We start from the raw sequence: 3,394 nt of genomic DNA on the forward strand, positions 1-3,394 counted from the left end.
AGCGGTTCAATAAATACGGTTGTTGAATTTTTTACAGGGGAGAAAATTAACTTTATCCAACAAGCTGATTGGTTTAGAACCATTTATGTCACTTCTGAAATTTGGCAAGGCATGGGTTGGGGAGCGATTTTATATTTGGCTGCGTTAACAACCATTGATGAATCCTTATATGAAGCGGCAAAAATGGATGGAGCCAATAGATGGAAGCAAACACTTCATATTACGATTCCAGGAATACTTCCAACAATTGTTACTCTTTTAATCTTAAATATTGGAAGCTTTATGGCTGTTGGTTTTGAAAAGATATTACTTTTGTACAATCCATTAACCTACGAAACTTCCGACGTTATATCAACATATCTATACAGGGTTGGGTTAGAATCTAGTAATTTTAGCTATGCAACAGCGATTGGTTTATTTGAATCACTGATTGGATTAGTTCTAGTCTTAACTGCAAATGGGATATCGCGAAAAATTACAGAAAGAAGTTTGTGGTAGGAGGAGATAAGATTGCGAGAATCTGTACAATATAAAGTTTTTAAAGTATTTAACACGATCATCTTATTATTAATTGTTTTTTGTACGCTTTATCCTTTTGTAAATGTTGTCGCACAATCTTTTAGTAGTGAGGCGTATATAAACGCTGGGAAAGTGAATCTCATTCCTAAAGGATTTAATATCGATACGTATAAAACAGTTGCCTCTGATTCAATGTTCTGGGTCAACTATAAAAATACTGTCGTATATACAGTTGTTGGTACCGCGATTTCGATGTTTTTAACGACTATTTTCGCCTATGCGTTATCAAAAAGGCGATTAGTTGGACGTAGATTTTTAACTTTATTTGCAGTTTTCACGATGTTTTTTAACGGGGGTTTAATTCCAAACTATGTTCTTATTAACGGGTTAGGCTTCGGGAACACAATGTGGGCAATTGTTATTCCAGGAGCGATTAGCATTTATAATATGTTAATTATGAAATCCTTCTTTAAGAATATGCCAGAGGAGTTGGAGGAAGCTGCATCGATTGACGGGTTAAATACGTATGGTATTCTTTTGAAAATCATTCTACCACTGAGTAAAGCAGTTATTGCAACAATGGTGCTATTTTATGCAGTAGGACATTGGAACTCATGGTTTCCGGCTTTTCTCTATCTAGATCAAAAAGAATTATTCCCTGTAACAATATATTTACGAAATTTAATCGCAGGTGTATCTGGGGGAACTTCTGCAGGAGCAACTTCGGCAGATAATCTAACACAAATTTCAGCTAATATTAAATCGGTTACGATGGTCTTAACGATTTTACCTATCTTAACAATCTATCCATTTGTTCAAAAATATTTTGTCTCTGGTGTTATGCTCGGTTCTGTTAAGTAATTCTAAGCAGGAAAAGGTAATCCTTGTAGCAATAAGGCACTCATTAATCGAATGTAAGGGAACTTTCGATTAATGAGCGTCTTATTGCCCAAGGTAATAGATTCGCTTTTAATTTTTTAAAGAACAAAGGGGAGGAAATGAAATGAAAAGAGGTCGAAGTAGGTTAAAGTCTTTATTTTGTCTAGTAGCACTTGCAGCTCTAGTTGTTGCAGGATGTTCAAACAAAGAAGAAGCAGCCGGTACGGTAAGTGAAGACGCAAAGAAGGGGGCAATGGAATCTTTCTCAGTAGGGGATACGTTCAAAGCAACAGAGCCTTTTGAACTGCCGATTCTTTATATGGATCAGCCAACATATCCTTACAAAAAAGATTGGCTATTATGGGAGAAAATCACTGAGATTACGAATGTAACATTAAAACCTACGATTGCACCATATAGTGATTATACGCAAAAACGTAGTTTGTTAATTAGTTCAGGTGATGCACCATTAATCATCCCAAAAACATATCCAGGTGAAGAGGCTCCATTTGTTTCTTCAGGTGCAATTCTTCCAGTGAGTGATTATATCGATAAAATGCCACATTTTAAAGATAAAGTTGAAAAATGGGGTTTAGAGGAAGAGCTAGAAGCCTTGCGTCAAAATGATGGGAAATTCTATTTACTGCCAGGATTGCATGAAGCAGTTTGGCCTGATTATACATTAATTGTAAGAACCGATATTTTTGAAAAACATAATATTGCTATTCCAAAGACATGGGATGAATTATATGTAGCAATGAAAAAATTGAAAGAGTTATATCCTGATGTTACTCCATTTTCTGATCAATATGAGTTTAACAGTACTCTTAATATTGCAGCTACAGGATTTGGAACGAAAGCTGGATGGGGATTTGGTAATGGGCTAACGTATGATGAAGCAAAAGATGAATTTATTTACACAGCAACTACAGATGAATATAAAGAAATGCTTACTTATTTTAATAAATTAGTTTCTGAAGGCTTACTTGATAAAGAAAGCTTTACACAAGAAGATGATCAAGCTATCCAAAAATTCGTCACAGGTAAATCATTTATCATTAACGGAAATTCTCAAACACTCGTTCTTCACCGTACAGATATGGATAAAAATTTAGGTAAAGGAAACTACAAAATCGCTAAAATTACCGTTCCTGGTGGCCCTGCTGGTCAGCTTATGTCAGGTTCAAGATTAGAAAATGGGGTTATGATTTCTTCTAAAGCGAAAGATAGCGAAAATTTCGAAGCGATTTTACAATTCATTGACTGGCTCTATTACAGTGACGAAGGTCAAGAGTTTGCTAAATGGGGTGTTGAAGGTACAACATATACAAAAGAAAACGGTGTTCGCAAATTAGTCGATGATGTTAATTATAATGGATTAAATCCAGCTGGAACGAAAGATTTACGTAAGGATTTTGGATTCTCTGGAGGAGTATTTGCCTACGGTGGAACAACCGATTTATTACGTTCCATGATGAGTGAGGAAGAGGTAAAATTCCAAGAGGATATGGCAAAAACAAAAACAACTATTCCTGCTGAGCCTCCAATTCCATTTTCAATTGAGGATCGCGAGCAAGTTACATTATTAAGCACACCTTTAAAAGATTATACAGACCAAAATACATTAAAGTTTATTTTAGGTGAAAGAGATTTAAGTGAATTTGATACGTTTGTTAAAGAGCTTGAAAGCCAAGGCTTACAAAAATATTTAGATCTAGCAAATAAAACATATAAAGAATATAAAAAGTCTAAATAACTATTGATCTTACTGGGCTGACTATTGTCTGTTAATGAGACGAGCCAGCCCCAGTTTAGAACAGGAAGATACCATTTAAACGATCTTCTTGTTCTAAACTGTTAGAACCTCTTTGTTTTTTAAAAGCTTCTGAAATAATATGATAGTTGCTACTTAAGTGTAAATTTCAAGAAATAATGATAAAGAAGGTGAAGAAAATGGGAGATAAAAGAGAGTTTGGAGAAGGGATCCTCTTTACTG

General features: G+C 34.9%; 3 protein-coding genes. All 3 read left to right on the top strand.

Annotation, left to right across the window (positions count from 1 at the left end; genetic code table 11):
* The coding region (locus HU235_RS23915; RefSeq protein ID WP_174881822.1) for an ABC transporter permease subunit at positions 1–498 on the top strand (498 nt) is incomplete at its 5' end.
* 12 nt (positions 499–510) lie between these two features.
* Positions 511–1,380 (top strand): carbohydrate ABC transporter permease, encoded by an 870-nt coding sequence (locus HU235_RS23920; RefSeq protein ID WP_174881823.1) that lies wholly within the window; start codon positions 511–513, stop codon positions 1,378–1,380.
* 142 nt (positions 1,381–1,522) lie between these two features.
* Positions 1,523–3,154, top strand: coding sequence for an ABC transporter substrate-binding protein (locus HU235_RS23925; RefSeq protein ID WP_145580980.1), 1,632 nt, complete (start codon positions 1,523–1,525; stop codon positions 3,152–3,154).
* The last annotated feature ends 240 nt before the right edge of the window (positions 3,155–3,394 follow it).

Source organism: Metabacillus niabensis, assembly GCF_902829255.1.
GTDB lineage: Bacteria > Bacillota > Bacilli > Bacillales > Bacillaceae > Metabacillus > Metabacillus niabensis.